This window comes from Nonomuraea antimicrobica (genome assembly GCF_039536965.1).
Classification (GTDB): Bacteria; Actinomycetota; Actinomycetes; order Streptosporangiales; family Streptosporangiaceae; genus Nonomuraea; species Nonomuraea antimicrobica.
Genome location: NZ_BAAAZP010000138.1, coordinates 26,613 through 43,429 on the forward strand (window position 1 = coordinate 26,613; position 16,817 = coordinate 43,429).

A 16,817-nucleotide genomic window follows, 5' to 3' on the forward strand; every position below is an offset into this window, starting at 1 on the left:
ACGTTCAGGGCACACCGAGGTATTCGACGTAGACGGGGTCCTCGCCGAAGGTGACGACCTCCAAGGGGCGTAGGCGCCGTGACGTGCCGTCCAGGCGGCGCAGCTCTGCCGCCTCGCGTACCGTGGTCTTCGCCATGCCGCCGATCGACCAGACAACGGCGGCACGGCGGGTGTTGCCGGCATCCGTGACCAGGAACTCGCACCGCCACACGTTCGCGGGCATCCCGATGGCGCTCCCCTGCCCGCACGAACGACTGCGGGCCTCGGCCAACCAGCCCTGCAGCCGCTCGACCGCCAGCGCCGCCTCGGTCGGCTCGCCGCCCACGGCCTGCAGCACCAGGGGCAGCTTCGTGCCGCCCCAGTTGTAGAAGTACATCCGTTCGAGGTTCAGGTCGCGCGCGTAGATGCCGGCGAGGAAGTAGCGTACGGCGAAGTCGCGGGCGGTGAGCGCGTCCAACGGCCGGTCCAGCGGGAGCATGTAGGTGGTGCCCGTGCTCCACAGCGGCGGATGCGCCCCGGCCTCGTGCAGCACCTTGTAGGCGACGTCCGCGAGTTCGAGCATGGTTTCCGGCGGCTCGGACGCGCTGCGCTGATGCAGTTTGACACTGGCCACGTCGCAGTGGGCATACCCGCCGAGCTCGGCGAAGCGCCGCATGGCGTCGCGGCCCTCGTGGGACCACAACTGGCCCATCCCCGGGCATACGACGTCGGCGTCCGGGTCGGCGGCCCGGATGATCCGGCTGGCGCGGCGGGTCATCTCCGCCAGCGTGCCGAGGTCGCCGTTGAAGAAGCGGTCGTCGTTGCCCAGCACCCACAGCTCGTACGCCTCGATGCGCCCGGTGTAGCGGCGGACCGTGGCCCGTACGAACGCCTCCCAGTCCTTGAGGTCGTCGGGCGGGGCGGCGCGGGCACCGTCGGGATAGGGCGCGGGCGGACCGTCGGGGCTGGCCCAGCCGGGTGTGCCGCCGAAGACGAACAGCACCGGCAGCCGCGATCGCTCGGCGCCGGTCACCAGCCGGTCGAGCGTCGCCCAGTCGTACTTCCCACGCGCCCGCTGAATCTGCGACCACCGCGTCGCACTGTCCCACAGCCGCACGGCGCCCACGCGGAAGGACGGCATGTCCCCGGTGGCGCTGTTGACGGTGACCCCGAACAAGGTGTGCGGCACGGGAGCCGGCGGCAGTGCCCAGCTCGGCCCCGTGATCTGCTGCGCCTGCCCGCGCGCGGCCGTCAGGGGCGGCGAGGAGCCTACCTGCGAGATGAGCAGGCTCACGAGGACCAGCCCGACGCCTGCCCAGGTCGCCGCGTGCCGGCTGCCCTGCCAGAACGGCCCCCGCCTGGGCGGCTCCGACCTGACCGGCTCGGCAGGCGGGTGCGAACCAGGCGGCGGATCGTCTGTCTCCTCCGCCTCGGCGGTCGCCAGGATCCAGAGCCGGTGCAGGCGGACCAGGTCGGCCCGATCCGCCCGGCACGCGAGGGCGATCTGCTCGACCGTCGCGAAATTCGGCGGAATTATCTCGCCGGAACAGTATCGATGGACGGTCGATTTACTGGCATTTATCCGCCGGCCGATCCATTCGTAACTGCGCCCACTCCGTCCTTTGATCTCCCGCAGGAGTCGCCCCAGTTCTTCGGCACGCGATTGTGCGCCCACGGGCTTCTCCAGGATCTCGTGATGACACGCTCCATCATGCTACCCCCGTCCGCGAAACGTCCCAGAACACCATCGTTCTCCCAGGTCAGAGCGCATAGTACGTCCCGAGCTTCCCACCTTTGACCCGAGGCGTCGACAGACGGGCAACGGCCTTGGCACGCTTTCGTCCATGGCCGCCGGCATCCGCTTCCGAAGGGAATAACCAACAATGCGTACAAGAAAGTCAGCGGCATCCGCCGCCGTGGCGGGAACGACCGCATTGGTCGCCTGCCTGATGGGCACTTCACCCGCGCACGCCGATCCGCCGCCTCCGGAAAAGTCCATCATCATGTCGGATACCCCACCTCCGGGCGAGGTGGCTCCGCTCAGCCCATCGTGCGGAGGCGTCACCAACCCGTGCGGCATCGCCTACAACCGCACCGGCTCCACGCTCCAACTCAGCAGGGACGCGAGCAGTCACTTCTACTGCGGCGCCAAGGGCCCCTACCGTGATCTGCCCAACGGGCGCAACTCCAACGCCTACGGGTCGCCGCACTGGCCCGACGTGGACTGCGTCCGGTCCCGCAGCCACTGGATCGTGACGAACGGCCGGGTCTATCCTCCCGGCGAATGGATCAGGATCTGGACTTCCAAGTGGTTCTACGGGGCCTGACCTCAGCTCCGACGCTGACCGCCGGGCAGGACCGACTGCTCGGCGGTCCCAACGTCACCGGCCGCATGGACTTCACGCCGATACCCGGGGGCGGCGTCGTTCAGATCCAGCCCCGTTCGGCGGCGATGCGCGCGGCCTCGTGCCGGTTCGCGGCGCCGAGCTTGGCGATGGCGGCGGCGAGGTAGTTCCGCACGGTCCCGCGGGAGAGCGAGACGCGTTGCGCGATCTCGTCGATGGGCGCGCCGTCACGCGCGAGGGCGAGGACATCGGTCTCGCGCGGGGTGAGCGGAGAGTCGCCCGCGCCGATCGCCTCGGCCGCCAGCTCGGGGTCGACGTGCCGTCCGCCGCTCGCGACCTTTCGTACGACGTGTGCGAGGGTACGCGAGGAGACGGTCTTCGGCAGGAAACCGCGCACACCCGCGGCGAGCGCCGTCTTCAGATAGCCGGGACGGCCGTGCGAGGTCACGATGACACAGCGGCACTCCGGCAGCGCGATCGCGAGCCGCCTGGCCACCTCGATCCCGTCGGGCTCGGGCATCTGCAGGTCGAGCAGGGCCACGTCGGGACGGACCCGCAGAGCCGTCGCGATCGCCTCGTCACCGGACGCCGCCTGCCCGACGACCTCGAAGTCGTCGTTGAGGTCGAGGAGCCCGGCGATGGCGTCGCGGATGAGATGTTCGTCGTCGGCGACGAGGATGCGGATCACGCGCGGTCTCCCTTCGGGAGCGGGATCGTGGCCTCGAGCAGGAACCAGGCACCGTCGCGGCGCGTCGCGATGTGCCCTCCGATCGCCCGGATCCTCTCGGACATGGCCCGCAGCCCCGTACCGGCGTTGAGGTCGGCCGCAGTGAACCCGTCGGATACAGGGGACCCGTCGGACACAGCGAACCTGTCGGACATAGTGGACCCGTCGGACCCCTCGGCCGTGGCGGACCCGTCGGACGCGGCGGTCTCCGTGAAGCCGACGGATTCTGCGCCGTCGTTCGCGATCGTGAGCAGCACCTCCCCGTCCTCCCTCGCCGTCGCGAGCGTGACCTGCGTCGCCGCCGAGTGGCGCAGCACGTTCGTGACGCCCTCGCGGACGACCCACGCCAGCGCCTCCGCGCACTCCTCCGGCACGGGGTCACCGGTCACCGTGCAGCGGATCCCTGCGGAGCCGAGCAGCGAACGCGCGCCCGACACCTCGCCGTCCCAGGTCGTGCGCAGCTCGCCGCGCACGACGCGGCGCACCTCGCTGCCCGCCTCCTCGGCGAGCCGCCGGACGCCGGTGATCTCGTCGGCCGCCTGCTCGTTGCTGCCGCGGCGGACGAGTTCGGACGCCAGCTCGCTCTTGACCGCGATCGTCGCGAGGGTGCGGCCGAACACGTCGTGGAGGTCGCGCGAGATGCGCAGGCGTTCGTTCGCGAGCGTGAGGGCGGCGCGATCCTCGTGCGCTCTCTGCAACTCGCGCAGCACCCGCAGCATCCACGCGCTCGACCAGCCGGCCCACAGGATGACGCTGATCGCCAAGATCCCGACGATGAGCAGCGGAAGGTCCACGACGGCCACGAGCGGGACGGCCAGGACGAGGATCGCCGCGTTGAGGTAGAGCATCCGCCGCGCGTCGAGCACGGGCACGAAGCTCGCGCCGACCGACCCGATGGCCACCGCGACCGTCACGCCCATCACGGGGCTCGCAATCGCGACGGCCACGACGACGAGCCCCACGAGGGCGAGCCCCCACGCGACGGCGACGCCGACCGGGAGCCGCCGGGCATGGCCGCTGAGGACGTCGAAGCTCCACCGGCTGACGAGGACGTTCCCGGTGACGAGGGCGAGCGTGAGCCCGAGCGCCACGAGACGCGTCCCGTCGAGCGGGCCGGCGTTCGCCATCCCGCCGAGGAAGGTGACGATCGGGGCCGAGACGACGACGTACGTGGACCAGCGCACGTAGTTCTCGAATCGACGCGCGCTGGTCGCCGACCACTCCCCCATGAGCCTCATTCTGCCGTCAATGGCTCAGTCCTCCGTCCCGCGTGCCAGGCGACGAGCGACCGGAGCGCCACCGTACGTGACGGAGGAGAGGCGGATCACCGTGACCAGCGGGCCCGGCACGACGGCCCCGATGACACTGCGAACCCCGAGGACACCGCCGAACGTGATGGCGACTCATGCCTCCACCCTTCCGCCACGCGTGATCACGGAAAAGTGCCGCCACTCACGCGTTCCTCAGCGATCCACACAGGTCAGGCATGACGGATGTCATGCGCCGGCGAAGTCCGCGGCGGCATCCCACGAGCCCCACGCCCAGTCACCACTCCCGGTCACAACACCCGTCCACGTCCGACCACCAGACCGGCCCCGTACACCCCCGACGGAGGCGCGCCTTCCCTGGCGTCAGCGCACGAACCCATTCACGATCAGCGGCAGCGACGCGTCCAGCCCGGCGACATCGAGCACACCGTCGTCCTGCGTGTCACCGATCGTGTGCCCGGCGGCGGTCATCGCGGCCACGACGACGCGGACGTTCGGGTTGACCGTCCGGCGGTAGGACTCCAGCGCCTGCGTCGGATGGGACCGCCCTGCCCACGTCTCGTTGTCGGTGAAGACCACGATCCCGTCCACCTCCATCCGCCGTTCACGCGCCCACGTGAACGGCAGCGACAGATCGGTGCCCCCGCCGGACGGCCGCCACGCCGAGATCTCGCGCAGGTTGGTACGCGGGGTCACCTTCGACGCGTGCACACGCGTGTCGACCTCGATGACGTGCACACCGCCCCGCTCGATACGGGCGAGCATGACGGCCATGGCGTTGCCGACCTCGTACGGCGACCCGATCGGCGAGCCGCCCACCCGGACACCGCTGCTCCACGTCATCGACCCGGACGAGTCCACCGCGACCAGCAGCCGCTTCCCCGACGGTTCGACCGTGCCGAACGACAGCTCGTACGTCTCCTCCAGCGCGTCCAGGATGGCCGGGACCGGACGCCAGGTCTGGCGGTCGGCGCGCGGGTTGGGCTGTGCCTGTCCGGAGGCGTAGACGCGCAGGGCGAGCCACGCGTCCATGGGGTGGATGCGGGCCCTCAGCAGCGCGTCCCGGTCGGTGAGCCGGGCCGCGGCGCGGCGCGTGGCCTCGCCTGTCGGCTCCAACGTGCCGAGCCGGGTCATCCTGGCGAGGTTGCGGAGGAGCGCGGTCATGCCGATCGTGCCGACCAGCGCGTCCCAGACCGCGGGCTCCCTGAGCATCGCGTCGGGCAGGAACTCCCACGGCACCCGCTGATCGGACACCACCCGAACGGCCTCGTCGACGCTCGTCACGGCCTTGGCCGTCAGGAAACGATCCACCGCGGGCAGCGCCTCGCGAGCCTGCTCGTCGGTGACGTTTCCGGCGATCCACCCGAACAGCGTCCTGCGCTGCTCGTCGTCGGCGGCGGGGTGGGCGATGCGCAGCACGTCGCGCAGGTCGAAGCTCTCGCCCTGCGGGGTCCTGCGCTGCCGTGCCTTGCACGCCCTGAACGCCACCTCGTCCGCGGTGCCCGTCAGGAACCAGGAGCCGAGAGCGGTCCGCAGCGACCGCCCGGCCGTGGGCGCGACACCGCGGGCGGTCGGCTTGCCGCCCAGGTTCTTGTAGTAGCCGAAGAACTGGGCCAGATGGTCCGTCGTCCGCGCCACCTTCGCCAGCGCCGCCTTGGCCGCCTGCCGGGTGTCGGCGTCGCCCTTCGCGTAGCAGGCGGCCAGCGCGAACAGCGCGGGACGCTGCTTCGGCGCCCGCGGCGGCCGAGCCGTCGAGATGCCGGTGAGCAGGGCGACGACGCGCGGCCCGTCGGCGGCGATCGCCTGGAACAGGACGTCCGCGTTGTCGGCGGTGAGCTTGTCCGCGCCGACGTAGTAGGTGCCGCCCGTGGTGCCGAGGATGAGGAAGTCCTCCAGCTTGGTCCACAGGTCCTTGTCGAAGACGTAGCCGCCGGCGGCGTTGCGCACCTGGTCGCCACGGCCGGGGATCGGCCGCGTCTGCGGGGTGGCGAGCGTCGAGACGTTCGCGAGGGGGTCACGTGCCATTGTCTGCTCCTTCCGTTCGACCCGCCGCCCACGGGCGGATATGAGAAAGGGGAGAGCGGATGTGGTGGCGTGCACCGGTGTCTTCGGTGCTCTACCGCTGAGCTACGCGAGGCCGTTGATCCCCGCGGCAGGGATTCGAACCCTGCGACACCCGGCACCCAAGGCGATAACCGATGTACTTCGACCCGCTCTCCCCCGGTGCTCGTCAGCCTTGCCGCTGGCACGGATGTGGCGCACCAACCGGATGCCCTGGCCAACTGGGCGACGGCCCCCCGAAGAGGGGCCGAAAGGAATCGAACCTCTGATAACCGATCTGGATTCGACCCGTGCCACCGGCAAGGATGACGAGCGGTCAGGTCCGGAACCGGAACGGATATGGGAGACCCACCGGCGTTTTGGCGCTCTACCAGCTGAGCTACACGAACCCGAAGTCCGTGACGGGACTCGAACCCGCGACTACCCGATTACGAGTCGATAACCGATGAGATTCGACCCGTGCCGGCACCAGACCTGACCAGCCCGCACAACCAAGAAAGACACGAACGCGAGGAAACGGGCACCGGAGCAATCCCGAAAGAATAACCGCCGCCCATTCGCTCCGTACCTCTCCAGGTCTTGCGAACTGCCCCCAACGGTAGCGAACAACATGATGCGTCACACCTGAATATCCATCCCCCAAAAACCCGTCACGCGGCCACAAACGACATTCGACACACTCGCTCGGACGCCCTCGGCGCGGACATCATCTACACAACACAACCCCCGCCCACATCCCGCAGCCGGAGCACCGCTGCCGAGGACAACCCGAAACCCCAGGACACACCGTCGGCAGGTACTGTCGGTGGGCTCTGCCATGATCGCCGCATGATCACGCCCCCCGGCGACTACGCCTGGTTCACCGATTCCGGCCTCGCGGAGGCTTACAGTTTCATCTTCGTCCGCGGGCTCACACCAGAGCAGCTCATAGCCCGGATGGGCGGCCGAGTGGAAGACTTCTCCAGGATGACGTTCGACGAGTCGATCGGCACCGGCACCCACTACGGCTACGAGACCGAGTTCGTCGCGGTCATGGCCGTCGACGACTGGGCGTTCGTCGCGCAGTCCAACAGTTCGCTCGGCGCGGACGACGAGTTCGTCGTGCCGCTGTCGGCGGGCACCCGCCTGGTCTCCCTCTACCGCCTCGACATCAAGGGCCTTGAGGAGTTCCGCTGGATCGAGGACGGGGAGATCCGGTTCGCCTTCTGGGCCCAGGAGGGCTACTCCGAAGAGGTTCCCGACGAACTCGTGGAGACCATGGAGCAGATCGAGCGCGACTATCGGGACAAGTACCAGCTCTACCGAGGGCCGGGGCTGGTCCTGATCGAGCACCTCACCGGGATCAAGCTCACACCCCAACTCCTGGAGGGGTCCGCTTTCCTGTCCGGAGTCATCACCAAGCCGCCAACTGCGACGTAAGCGTGCCCCTTGAGGCCAGGCAGTTTTAGGGGCTTTGCCGTCCATGGCCCACCCGAATGCTTCCCGTTCGCAGAGGCGCTGTCAGCAGTCGTGGATGGAACGACGGCAGACGGCGGTTCTGCGGCGGCTCCACCTATCGTGACTGGGTGACCACTGCACCAGGGCTCCACCAGGCGCTCACCGACCCGCCGCCGCGTCCGCTCCCCCACCGGGCCGAGCAGTTGTTACGCGAGCTGGACGCGCCACCCCGCCTGGCAGCCCACCTGCGCGCCGTCCACGACACGGCCCTCGACCTGCTCTCCTGGCTGGCCGAACACCACCCGGAGGTCGCGGTGGACAGGGAAGCGGTGCTGTTCGGCGCAGCCACTCACGACATCGGCAAATGCCTCCATCCGGGCGAACTATCGGGCCCAGGATCGCGGCACGAGCCCGACGGCCACCGCCTGCTCCTGTCCATGGGCGTGCCGGAGCGCCTCGCCCGCTTCGCACGTACCCACGCGAGCTGGGACGATCCCAAAACAACGCTGGAGGACCACCTGGTGAGCCTGGCCGACAAGGTATGGAAGGCCAGACGCACACCGGACCTGGAGCAACTCGTCGTGGACCGGCTCGCGCGCGAGGCGCCGCCCTGGCAGGTCTTCATGCGGTTGGATGACGTACTCACCACGATCGCCGACGGCGCCGACGCACGCCTCGCCTTCCAGAACGCCTACCCGATCACCACGCAAGCCCCTAGATGACCAAGCACCCCGTCATCCCCGCAGGAACTGAACCTGCCCTGACATCCGCGAGCCACTACGCGAACTGAGATCGAGGCGGCTTCCGACGTCACCCGGACAGTCACTCAGCAGGTGAGCCGGCGACGTGCCCACGATCGTTCCGGCAGAACGCCCACCGACTGTCCGGCAGAACGCCCACACACTCGCTGGCAGATTGCCCATGAAGCTGCTCTGGCCTGCGACAATCTGTCCGACTGTGATGAAGACCAACTTGTTCCCACGCCGCGCACGGGCCATGGCGTGTGGGCGGCTCTGGCCGACACACAGGTGGTCGTCGTCAACGGTGCCAGGCAGGTCGGCAAGAGCACACTTGCCAGGCTGATCGCCGACCAGGCCGACAACGCCCGTCAGCTATATCTCGACGACCCGGCGATCCTGGCCGCGGCCGAGGAGGACCCCGTCTCCTTCCTCCGGCACGACGGGCTTCTACTGATCGACGAGATTCAGCGAGCTCCGCGACTCCTCCTCCCGATCAAGCACGAGGTCGACAAGGATCCACGGGCGGGCCGCTATCTCCTCACCGGCTCCGCGCGCCTGTTGGGCCTACGCGATCTCCCAGACGCCTTGCCCGGCAGAACGGAGACCATCGAACTGTGGCCGCTTTCCCAAGGGGAGATCGACAACGCTCCAGACGGATTCGTCGATCACGTCCTCACCCATGAGACCTCGACACCGCCATGCGCTCCTGCCCTCTCCGTAAGCATGACTACGTCGACAGAGCCTTGCGTGGCGGCCACCCGGAGGCGGTCCGGCGAGAGCCTGGCCGCAGACGCAACAGGTTCTTCGACTCGTACATCACCGACGATAACCCGGGACGTGCGCCAGATCTCCGACATCGAACGCCCAGCAGAGATGCGCAGGCTTCTGAGCATCGTCGCGGCCCGGATGGGAGGGCTGGCGGTGGCCCAGTCGATCGCGGGCGACGTGGGCCTGCCCAGGATGACGCTCTCCCGCTATCTCGACCTTCTGGAACTGGTCTTCGTCATCAAACGCATACCGGCCTGGTCGTCGAACCTCACCCGCCGCGCGATCTCCACCCCGAAGTTGCTCGTCACGGACACCGGGCTTCGCGGGCGCCTCATCAGCATGTCACCCGAACGCGCCAGAGACGTCACAGCCCCCATCGGGCCACTCCTTGAGAATTTCGCGATCGGAGAAATAGCTCGTCAACTGACTTGGGCCAACGAACCCGTCCAACTGTTCCACTACCGAGACCGCGACAAGGTGGAGGTGGAGGTGGACATCATCTTGGAGCATGCGTCCGGGGAAGTGATCGGCATTGAGATCAAGGCCGCGGAAACAGTGCGAAGCGACGACTTCCGCGGACTGCGCCATCTGGCAGACCGGCTGGGCTCACGATTTCGTGCCGGCTTCGTCCTCTATACCGGCGAACAGCCCCTGGCTTTCGGCGAGCACCTCCGAGCACTCCCCATGGCATCCCTGTGGACGACAGGAGGCACAACCGAAGTCTGACGACATGATGGGCAAGCCGCCGCCGTAGGCGCAGGGTGGGCGGCACTGGGTTCGAACCAGTGACCCCGCGCTTGCAAGAGTGGTTATTCGATCATTGGAGCTGGCGTATTTGCTGGTCAAACCTACGTTCGGTGTGCGCTCATGTGCATGGTCGCGCTGTGGTGGGCGTCCTTGGTGTCACTCGGTTTGTCATTCAGCGCACTCCACTGCACCACCGTCCCCACTCCTCAGCCAATCACGGTTTGTGAGTAGGGAGGCTTCACCGCACCAACGTCTGGCCTCTGCCTTACCGCGCCTCTACGATCATCTCTGTGACGGGGCGAAATGTGTGCTTAACCGCTGGTGCGGTGATCCTGATTTTAGCTGGGTACGGCGCTCTGACCGTCAACTCAGCAGTGAATATCGGCAAGGCTGTCGTCTTCGCCATTGTGGGCGTAGGCTTCATGATCGGTGCTGTAGCGCTGGCCGTTGGAGTGGACAACCGACACCGTAGACGCCCTCCGCAGCCGAAAAGCAAGTCGACGCACCCAAGCCATGGGGTACGGCTGTGAGTCATCTGATGATCGTCGGCTTCCACACGTCTGTCCGCCGTCGTCACACCCGAAGAGGTAGCGGGGCAGCCCCCAGTCGTGCGCCCGGTGTCATGGCCGTGATGGAGGCTCAGTCGCCACCGCGTTGATCGTGGCCCACTCGGTCGGGTAATCCGGCCGCACCTCGACAACCATCCGCACCGCTCGACGGCGCGGCTCGGGCGGGGTAGGGAGACTTACCGGCCATGGACTCGATCCTCTCAAGAGATCAAGTCTCCACCGAAGCCGGGGCGATTCACAGGCCAAAAGCGCCTGCCTGGTATCGGGTGGATCAGCTGGGTGACGAAGGTACCCTGCCCCGAACTGGCCCCCCTCGGCGGCTCATTTGACGGGCCCGTCCGAGGTCGGAGACGTGCAGGATCTCAGCTGTCTAACGTTGCTTGAGGCGGAGTGCTTCTTTGCGGGTCTCAACCTGGATGGACCGCTCGCGCTCCAGCCACTCTGGGTTTTCCGCTTTCAGCGCATCGATCTCAGCGGTGGTGAGCGGTCCGGTGATCCCGCCTCTGGTCAGGCCGGAAGTGGAGACCCTGAGCTTTGCGGCGACGACCTGCTTGGGGTGCGGGCCGTTGCGGCGCAGCTCAGTAAGCCAGGCGGGTGGCGTCGACTGCAGCTCGTTCAGCTCGTCCCTGGAGACGACACCCGTCTGAAACTCGGCGGGAGTGGCCGAGAGGAGGACACCCAGCTTCTTGGCCGCGGTCGCGGGCTTCATCGTCTGGGTGGTCTTCGGTTTGGGCGAGGTCATGGAGTAAAGATTAGTCAGTCGGAACGGGTTCCCTGACATCGGTACTCTGAGGAAGTGACTGATGGGGAGACCGGCAGTGTGTTCCGGCTGGCGTACGTGCCCGGGGTGACACCCGCGAAATGGGTCAACATCTGGTCCGAGAGGGTGCCCGGCGTGCCGATTACCCTGGTCGCGGTTCCCGCCGCTGAGGTGGTGGGACTCCTGCGGGACGGCGGCGCCGACGCCGGATTCGTCAGGCTGCCCGTCGACCGGGACGGGCTCAGCGTGATTCCTCTCTACATGGAGACCACGGTGGTCGTCGTACCCAAGGACCACGCGGTGGCCGCGGCCGACGAGTTGGCCATCGCCGACCTGACCGACGACGAGGTGCTCCATCCTCTGGACGACACCATCGAGTGGACGGTCCGGCCCGGGCTGCCCGCGTTCACCCGCCCGGCCACCACGGCGGACGCGGTCGCGCTGGTAGCAGCCGGCACTGGGCTTCTCCTGGTTCCGCAGTCGCTGGCACGCCTCCACCATCGCAGAGATCTCACCTACCGGCCGGTGCTGGACGCGCCGCAGTCTCAGGTCGCGCTGGCCTGGCCCACGGACGCGACCACTGACCTGGTGGAAGATTTCATCGGCATCGTCCGCGGCCGGACAGTGAACAGCTCGCGGGGTCGTGCCCCCGCCTCCCCCTCGGAGAAACCGGCACAGCGGCGGGCACAAAAACCCGCACGGGATGGCTCCGGTCGCAAGGCCGTGCCGGCTAGCCGTAAAAGGAAGGGCCACCGGCCTCGGTGACCCGCAGCCCCGGACCTCCGCTTCGGACCCGGCAACAAATGTGGCCGACCCGGTCTCAACTGGACTGACCTCCCGGCCCGGACGGTCAGCGTTCGGCAACAGCATGTCGAGCTCGACACGGGCGAACTCCTTGTTGGCCCGCCAAGTCCCGTGCGGGAGTCCGTACAGTCGCAATCCCGGAAGGGATCATCGCAGCGCTTCGCGACCACCTCGACCGGTTTACCGCCCCAGAGGCCGACTCGCTGCTCTCCACCGGCTCACGGGGCGGCATCCTCCGCCGCAGCAACTTCCGGCGCGCGGGCAAGCGGAACGAGAGCACAAGGAAGATCGTCTTCCCGGGTCGGCGCTTCCGTGATCTTTGGCACACCGGCAACACGATCACTGCGAGACTCAAGGATCTCATGGAGCGTATAGGGCATGGCTCGGTCCGGGCCGCGCTTGTCTACTGGCGCAGTACGGCGGAGGCTGACCGCAGGATCGCCGATGGGATGAATGCGAAGACCGCGAACAACCCCGATGGATCTTCAAACGCGCACTCTCGCGCCTGCAAATGGCACGCAGGCCCCGTTTCCGTGATCGAGGACGGGCTGTCGTCACAGATGGGCGGTACCGGGCCTACGGGCGAGCAGGGCCGCTCTCCCGATCATCCTGAAGCCGAGTCTCTGCTGGAGGCGTATAGTTCTGATCATTTCGTTCCACCAGCGCCATGACCCCTGACGCCACTATGAAGGCAAGCCCGATGAGGGCGAAGGTGACGCCCGAAGTGCCTTCCGACATGAACGCGGCAACAACCAGGGCGAGTAAGCCAAGCCCGACGAAGCAGAGCAGTATGTCGCGGTTCTTCATGGCGAGCGATCGTAAGGGTGCGAGGCGTCTGGTGCATAGACGGGCCGCGCGACTCCCGCCCGTGACCAGCCCCCAGCCCGATCACGTGATCGGGCTGCCGTCTACGCGCAGCGGATGTCCCATTCGCTGGGCCTGATGTCCTTGAACTCCACGATGACGGATCCGCTGTTACCAACGTCTTCGCCCATGTCCACGGACACCTCCGCCTTGTGGTCGCCCACTCCCCCGATCGCGGCCCTGTCGTAGTACGCCTGGAGTTCTCTTTGGGACAAGTTGGTGCGGAGCTTCAAGTGGATCCGGTACTCGCAGTAATCGCCGTTCCCGCTCGAGTTCTTGTCGAAGGCGGCGACGCTGTCACTCCGACTGCGCGTCTCGGGCGGTAGTGGATGAGCGAGCACTCGCTCGTGGAAGTCGTCGAGCCGGGCATCGTCACGCCACATCGGCATCTTGAACAGCAGGAACAATCCGACCAGCGGAGCGATCACGACTACGGCTAAGCAGCCCCACAGGATTCGCACCGGACCCTCCTCAGGTTGTCGTGCCATCGGCTTGGGCAAACGTCTATCGCAGTGGCGACACGACCGTCACCCCCACACCTAGCCACTTGACCTAGCAAACTACGCGGAGTTACAAGGCCGTTCTCATGACGGCAGCAGACGATCAGATCATCCCGCGTAATCCTCGCCGCATTCGGGGGTGCTGGTCCGCCCAAGTCCCGTGCAGGCATCCGTACGGTCGCCATCCCGGAAGCGATCATTCCGGCGCTCAGCGATCACCTGGACCAGTTCACCGATCCAGAGGCTGATGCGCTGATCTTCACTGGCTCACGAGGCGGCATCCCGCGTCGGAGCAACTTCCATGGGCCATGACTCGGTCCGCGCCGCGCTGATCTACCAGCACAGCGTGGTGGAAGCCGACCAGAAGATCACCGAGGACGCCAGTGGATCTTCGAAGGAGCTCCCCGACCAGCGGCTAATGGCACGCTAATGACACGAAGCCCCGTTTCCAAGATCGGAGACGGGGCGTTGCCGCAGGTGGGCGGTACTGGGTTCGAACCAGTGACCCCTCGCTTGTAAGGCGAGTGCTCTACCGCTGAGCTAACCGCCCCTGATCGGCACTACACCTTACGACACCAAGGGCCCCGACCGCACATCCACCGCCCACCCGGGCCCCAGCTCAGGACGGCCTGCGGCGCGCCAGCCGAGCAAGGCGGCCCCGAGCATGCCCGCGTCCACCCCGAGTGCCGCCGGCACCAGCGGGGGCGCCTCGCGGAAGGCCAGGCGTTTGACCAGACGGGTACGCACCGGGTCGAACAGGGCCGGGCCCGCCTCGGCCAGGCCGCCGCCCAGGACGATGACCGACGGGTCCAGCAGCAGCGTGTACGTCGCCAGGGCCAGCGACAGCGCCTCCACGGCCTCGTCCCAGACCTCTATGGCGATCGGGTCGTCCGAGGAGACCACCTGTTCCGCCTTGACGCCCTCCACGCCGGCCCGCTGGCTGTAGCGGCGTCCGACGGAGGCCGCCGACGCGTACGTCTCCAGGCAGCCGAACTGGCCGCACGCGCACTGTTCCCCGTCCGGGAAGACCGGGGTGTGGCCGATCTCGCCGGCCCAGCCCGCGGCGCCGCCGTACGGTTCGCCGCGGATGATCGAGGCGCCGGCGATGCCCGTGCCGATGGGGAGGAAGAGGAAGTCCGTGAGGCCGCGACCGGCGCCGAGGATGCTCTCGGCCAGTCCGCCCGTGCGTACGTCGTGGCCCAGCATCACCGGGATGTCCAGGGTGGTGAAGTTCGAGGCGGGGACGTCACGCCAGCCCAGGTTGGCCGCGTACACGACGGAGTTCTCCGTCACCAGGCCCGGCACGGCCAGCCCGACGCCCGCCGGGATGCCGTCTCCCGAGGCGGCGAGGTGGCTGATGAAGTCGGAGATGGCGGTGACGACCGCCTCAGGACCCTCCGCCCGGGGGGTGGGGCGCCGCTCGCTCAGCAGCACCGCGCCGGACTCGCTGACCAGGCCGCCCTTCATGGACGTGCCACCGACGTCGAGCGCGACGACGAACGAACTCATTGCGGACACGGAAGGAGACGATAGCGCAGCTCAGCAAATGTCTGGAAAGCCATCCGCTCCGGTCCAGGCCAGACGGGGTTCGCTTTCAGGCATCGCCCCATTTCCGGCACAGACAGGTCCGACTCCTGGACTGCACACTCGCCCAGGCTTCCTGGCTACCTGGACGGCACACTCGCCCAAGCTTCCTGACCACCCGGACTGCACACTCCCCCGGCCTCCGAGTCACCTGGCCTGCGCACTTACCTGGCCCCGCATTACCCGGCTTCCCTGATCACCCGAAAGGCTCGAGCCGAGCCCCGAGAGCCGGCGCGCGCCATCCCCGGCGCACCCCTCACAACGCCCCATAACCCCCGTGAGCCCCGCGGGCATGCGACGGGGTCGCAAATCCCGCCGAAGCGCCTCAGAGGCCGTCTAGGCCCGTCCGAGCACCCGGTTGAGTGCCGCCTCCACTTCCGCCGACAGCCCTGGCGGTGACGTGACCGGAGGAGGGGTGAGCCCGTCAGAGCAGGAGCGCGCCGATCGCACCGCCCCGCAGGCCCGGCACTCCACCTCGCCCAACCTGCAGATCAACGTCGTGGACCCGCAGGTCGGGCAGGAGTCGAGGTCGAGGTCGTGCAGCCGTTGACAGTCCGGGCAGATCAGCACCTGGGACTCGTTGCGCACCCCGCGCTGCCACGGGCTGGCGCCGCGCACCGGGTCCGTCTGCCTGGCCCCGCACCGGTAGCAGGGCATCCTTCCCTCCGAAAAGTCAAGAAGTCCCGAATGTCACGAAATATCGGCAAGTGCCGTGACGTAGTCGGCGACGTCGCGTGCGGAGGAGGCCGGATTGACCACCGACCACCGGATCACACCCTCGCCGTCGATGATGAAGGTCCCCCGCCGTGCGAGGCCCTTGGCCTCATCGAACACACCGTACGCCTGCGCGACCTGTCCGTGTGGCCAGAAATCGGAGAGCAGCGGAAACGGATAACCCTCGCGATCCGCCCAGGCACGGTGCGTGAACACGGAGTCGACGGAGACGGTCAGCAGCCGCGCGCCCTCGATCGGGTGATCGCGCAGGGCGGACAGCTCACTGTGACAGATCCCGCTGAACGCCAGCGGGTAGAAGACCAGCACGACCTTCTCGCCCCGGAGCCGCCCCAAGCTCACCGGGGTGCCGTGCTGGTCCTGCAGCTCGAAATCCGGAGCCAGGGCGCCGACCTCGGCAGGATGTGCGTTCACGGGCTCCATCCTGCCGCACGGCAGGCGCTCGGGCTTCCTAACGACGGCTGCCCTTCGGCGGAACGAGCCTGGTGCCGGACCAGTCGGGTGCGGCTGAGATGCTGCTGGTCTGCGAGAGACCCGCGGTAGTGGAATCCTCCCCGATGTCGCTCGGCTCCACGTGGCCATCGCGCCCGGCCTTGGGAGTCAGCAGCCAGATCTGGCCGCCGTCGGCGAGTGCTCGCATGGCGTTGGTCAGAGCGTCGAAAAGGTCGCCGTCACCGTCGCGCCACCACAGCAGCACCACGTCGACGACGTCGTCACTATCCTCATCCAGCAGCTCGTTGCCGGTCAGGTCTTCGATGGAGTCGCGAAGTTCGTCGTCGACGTCCTCGTCCCAACCGATCTCCTGCACCACCTGACCCGGCTTGAGTCCGAGTCGTTCGGCCAGGCCGCGCTCGCCCTGCGCCTGACCCGCGGTCGCGCTCACGTTTATCCCTCCTGCTTGAGTGGCCCCGCTTATGCGGTTTATCGCTTCG

The 16,817-nt window shown here is 67.8% G+C and carries 17 protein-coding genes and 1 tRNA gene; 6 read left to right on the forward strand and 12 right to left on the reverse strand.

Translation table 11 applies throughout. The features are described 5' to 3' along the window. Nucleotides 1–4 precede the first annotated feature (4 nt). Nucleotides 5–1,654: a helix-turn-helix domain-containing protein gene (locus ABD844_RS34650; protein ID WP_344887350.1), complete on the reverse strand. Its 1,650-nt coding sequence runs from the start codon at nucleotides 1,652–1,654 to the stop codon at nucleotides 5–7. 328 nt (nucleotides 1,655–1,982) lie between these two features. Between ABD844_RS34650 and ABD844_RS34655 the strand changes: the two genes are divergently transcribed. Continuing rightward, nucleotides 1,983–2,306 (forward strand): hypothetical protein, encoded by a 324-nt coding sequence (locus tag ABD844_RS34655; protein WP_344887352.1) that lies wholly within the window; start codon nucleotides 1,983–1,985, stop codon nucleotides 2,304–2,306. Nucleotides 2,307–2,406: 100 nt separating this feature from the next. On the opposite strand, the gene ABD844_RS34660 is transcribed toward ABD844_RS34655, so the two are convergent. From ABD844_RS34660 to ABD844_RS34670, 3 genes are all read right to left on the reverse strand, one after another. After that, nucleotides 2,407–3,012 carry a response regulator gene (locus tag ABD844_RS34660; RefSeq protein ID WP_344887354.1) on the reverse strand — a complete coding sequence of 202 codons (606 nt, stop codon included), beginning with the start codon at nucleotides 3,010–3,012 and terminating at the stop codon, nucleotides 2,407–2,409. Beyond that, nucleotides 3,009–4,280, reverse strand: a complete 1,272-nt coding sequence (locus ABD844_RS34665; RefSeq protein ID WP_344887356.1) for a sensor histidine kinase — start codon at nucleotides 4,278–4,280, stop codon at nucleotides 3,009–3,011. The genes ABD844_RS34660 and ABD844_RS34665 overlap by 4 nt, the downstream gene beginning before the upstream one ends. A gap of 402 nt (nucleotides 4,281–4,682) precedes the next feature. Next, entirely contained in the window at nucleotides 4,683–6,344 is a 1,662-nt protein-coding gene (locus ABD844_RS34670; protein ID WP_344887358.1) for a TROVE domain-containing protein, read from the reverse strand. Nucleotides 6,345–7,208: 864 nt separating this feature from the next. Here ABD844_RS34670 and ABD844_RS34675 point away from each other — a divergent pair. From ABD844_RS34675 to ABD844_RS34685, 3 genes are all read left to right on the forward strand, one after another. Continuing rightward, nucleotides 7,209–7,799, forward strand: coding sequence for a DUF6461 domain-containing protein (locus ABD844_RS34675; RefSeq protein WP_344887360.1), 591 nt, complete (start codon nucleotides 7,209–7,211; stop codon nucleotides 7,797–7,799). A 146-nt stretch (nucleotides 7,800–7,945) separates the two neighbouring features. Further along, entirely contained in the window at nucleotides 7,946–8,539 is a 594-nt protein-coding gene (locus ABD844_RS34680; RefSeq protein WP_344887362.1) for an HD domain-containing protein, read from the forward strand. A gap of 111 nt (nucleotides 8,540–8,650) precedes the next feature. Further along, complete coding sequence (locus ABD844_RS34685; protein ID WP_344887364.1) at nucleotides 8,651–10,051, forward strand: ATP-binding protein; 1,401 nt, start codon at nucleotides 8,651–8,653, stop codon at nucleotides 10,049–10,051. A 960-nt stretch (nucleotides 10,052–11,011) separates the two neighbouring features. On the opposite strand, the gene ABD844_RS34690 is transcribed toward ABD844_RS34685, so the two are convergent. Further along, nucleotides 11,012–11,383: a DUF5997 family protein gene (locus tag ABD844_RS34690; RefSeq protein ID WP_344887366.1), complete on the reverse strand. Its 372-nt coding sequence runs from the start codon at nucleotides 11,381–11,383 to the stop codon at nucleotides 11,012–11,014. 54 nt (nucleotides 11,384–11,437) lie between these two features. Here ABD844_RS34690 and ABD844_RS34695 point away from each other — a divergent pair, with 54 nt between their 5' ends. After that, nucleotides 11,438–12,166: a LysR family substrate-binding domain-containing protein gene (locus ABD844_RS34695; protein ID WP_344887368.1), complete on the forward strand. Its 729-nt coding sequence runs from the start codon at nucleotides 11,438–11,440 to the stop codon at nucleotides 12,164–12,166. A gap of 615 nt (nucleotides 12,167–12,781) precedes the next feature. On the opposite strand, the gene ABD844_RS34700 is transcribed toward ABD844_RS34695, so the two are convergent. Together ABD844_RS34700 and ABD844_RS34705 are read right to left on the reverse strand one after the other, a co-directional pair. Next, the gene (locus tag ABD844_RS34700) at nucleotides 12,782–13,012 is read right to left on the reverse strand and encodes a hypothetical protein (protein ID WP_344887370.1); all 231 of its coding nucleotides are present in this window, start codon (nucleotides 13,010–13,012) and stop codon (nucleotides 12,782–12,784) included. A gap of 101 nt (nucleotides 13,013–13,113) precedes the next feature. After that, the gene (locus tag ABD844_RS34705; protein WP_344887372.1) at nucleotides 13,114–13,530 is read right to left on the reverse strand and encodes a hypothetical protein; all 417 of its coding nucleotides are present in this window, start codon (nucleotides 13,528–13,530) and stop codon (nucleotides 13,114–13,116) included. A gap of 340 nt (nucleotides 13,531–13,870) precedes the next feature. On the opposite strand from ABD844_RS34705, the gene ABD844_RS34710 reads away from it, so the two are divergent. Then, entirely contained in the window at nucleotides 13,871–13,999 is a 129-nt protein-coding gene (locus ABD844_RS34710) for a hypothetical protein (RefSeq protein WP_344887374.1), read from the forward strand. A gap of 48 nt (nucleotides 14,000–14,047) precedes the next feature. On the opposite strand, the gene ABD844_RS34715 is transcribed toward ABD844_RS34710, so the two are convergent. From ABD844_RS34715 to ABD844_RS34735, 5 genes are all read right to left on the reverse strand, one after another. After that, a tRNA-Val gene (locus tag ABD844_RS34715) sits at nucleotides 14,048–14,119 on the reverse strand. 17 nt (nucleotides 14,120–14,136) lie between these two features. After that, nucleotides 14,137–15,078: an ROK family protein gene (locus tag ABD844_RS34720; RefSeq protein ID WP_344887422.1), complete on the reverse strand. Its 942-nt coding sequence runs from the start codon at nucleotides 15,076–15,078 to the stop codon at nucleotides 14,137–14,139. Between the two features lie 411 nt (nucleotides 15,079–15,489). Beyond that, nucleotides 15,490–15,810 carry a hypothetical protein gene (locus tag ABD844_RS34725; protein WP_344887376.1) on the reverse strand — a complete coding sequence of 107 codons (321 nt, stop codon included), beginning with the start codon at nucleotides 15,808–15,810 and terminating at the stop codon, nucleotides 15,490–15,492. A gap of 33 nt (nucleotides 15,811–15,843) precedes the next feature. Next, a complete protein-coding gene (locus ABD844_RS34730; protein ID WP_344887378.1) occupies nucleotides 15,844–16,308 on the reverse strand; it encodes a peroxiredoxin in 465 nt (154 codons plus the stop codon). A gap of 28 nt (nucleotides 16,309–16,336) precedes the next feature. Further along, nucleotides 16,337–16,768: a DUF3052 domain-containing protein gene (locus tag ABD844_RS34735; protein ID WP_344887380.1), complete on the reverse strand. Its 432-nt coding sequence runs from the start codon at nucleotides 16,766–16,768 to the stop codon at nucleotides 16,337–16,339. Nucleotides 16,769–16,817 lie beyond the last annotated feature (49 nt).

What these genes read in the sequence shown, in the direction of transcription:
- ABD844_RS34690 (WP_344887366.1), bottom strand. Translation starts at nt 11,383, where the DNA reads ATGACCTCGCCCAAACCGAAGACCACCCAGACGATGAAGCCCGCGACC.
- ABD844_RS34720 (WP_344887422.1), bottom strand. Translation starts at nt 15,078, where the DNA reads ATGAGTTCGTTCGTCGTCGCGCTCGACGTCGGTGGCACGTCCATGAAG.
- ABD844_RS34700 (WP_344887370.1), bottom strand. Translation starts at nt 13,012, where the DNA reads ATGAAGAACCGCGACATACTGCTCTGCTTCGTCGGGCTTGGCTTACTC.
- ABD844_RS34710 (WP_344887374.1), top strand. Translation starts at nt 13,871, where the DNA reads ATGGGCCATGACTCGGTCCGCGCCGCGCTGATCTACCAGCACAGCGTG.
- ABD844_RS34670 (WP_344887358.1), bottom strand. Translation starts at nt 6,344, where the DNA reads ATGGCACGTGACCCCCTCGCGAACGTCTCGACGCTCGCCACCCCGCAG.
- ABD844_RS34730 (WP_344887378.1), bottom strand. Translation starts at nt 16,308, where the DNA reads ATGGAGCCCGTGAACGCACATCCTGCCGAGGTCGGCGCCCTGGCTCCG.
- ABD844_RS34725 (WP_344887376.1), bottom strand. Translation starts at nt 15,810, where the DNA reads ATGCCCTGCTACCGGTGCGGGGCCAGGCAGACGGACCCGGTGCGCGGC.
- ABD844_RS34665 (WP_344887356.1), bottom strand. Translation starts at nt 4,280, where the DNA reads ATGGGGGAGTGGTCGGCGACCAGCGCGCGTCGATTCGAGAACTACGTG.
- ABD844_RS34655 (WP_344887352.1), top strand. Translation starts at nt 1,983, where the DNA reads ATGTCGGATACCCCACCTCCGGGCGAGGTGGCTCCGCTCAGCCCATCG.
- ABD844_RS34675 (WP_344887360.1), top strand. Translation starts at nt 7,209, where the DNA reads ATGATCACGCCCCCCGGCGACTACGCCTGGTTCACCGATTCCGGCCTC.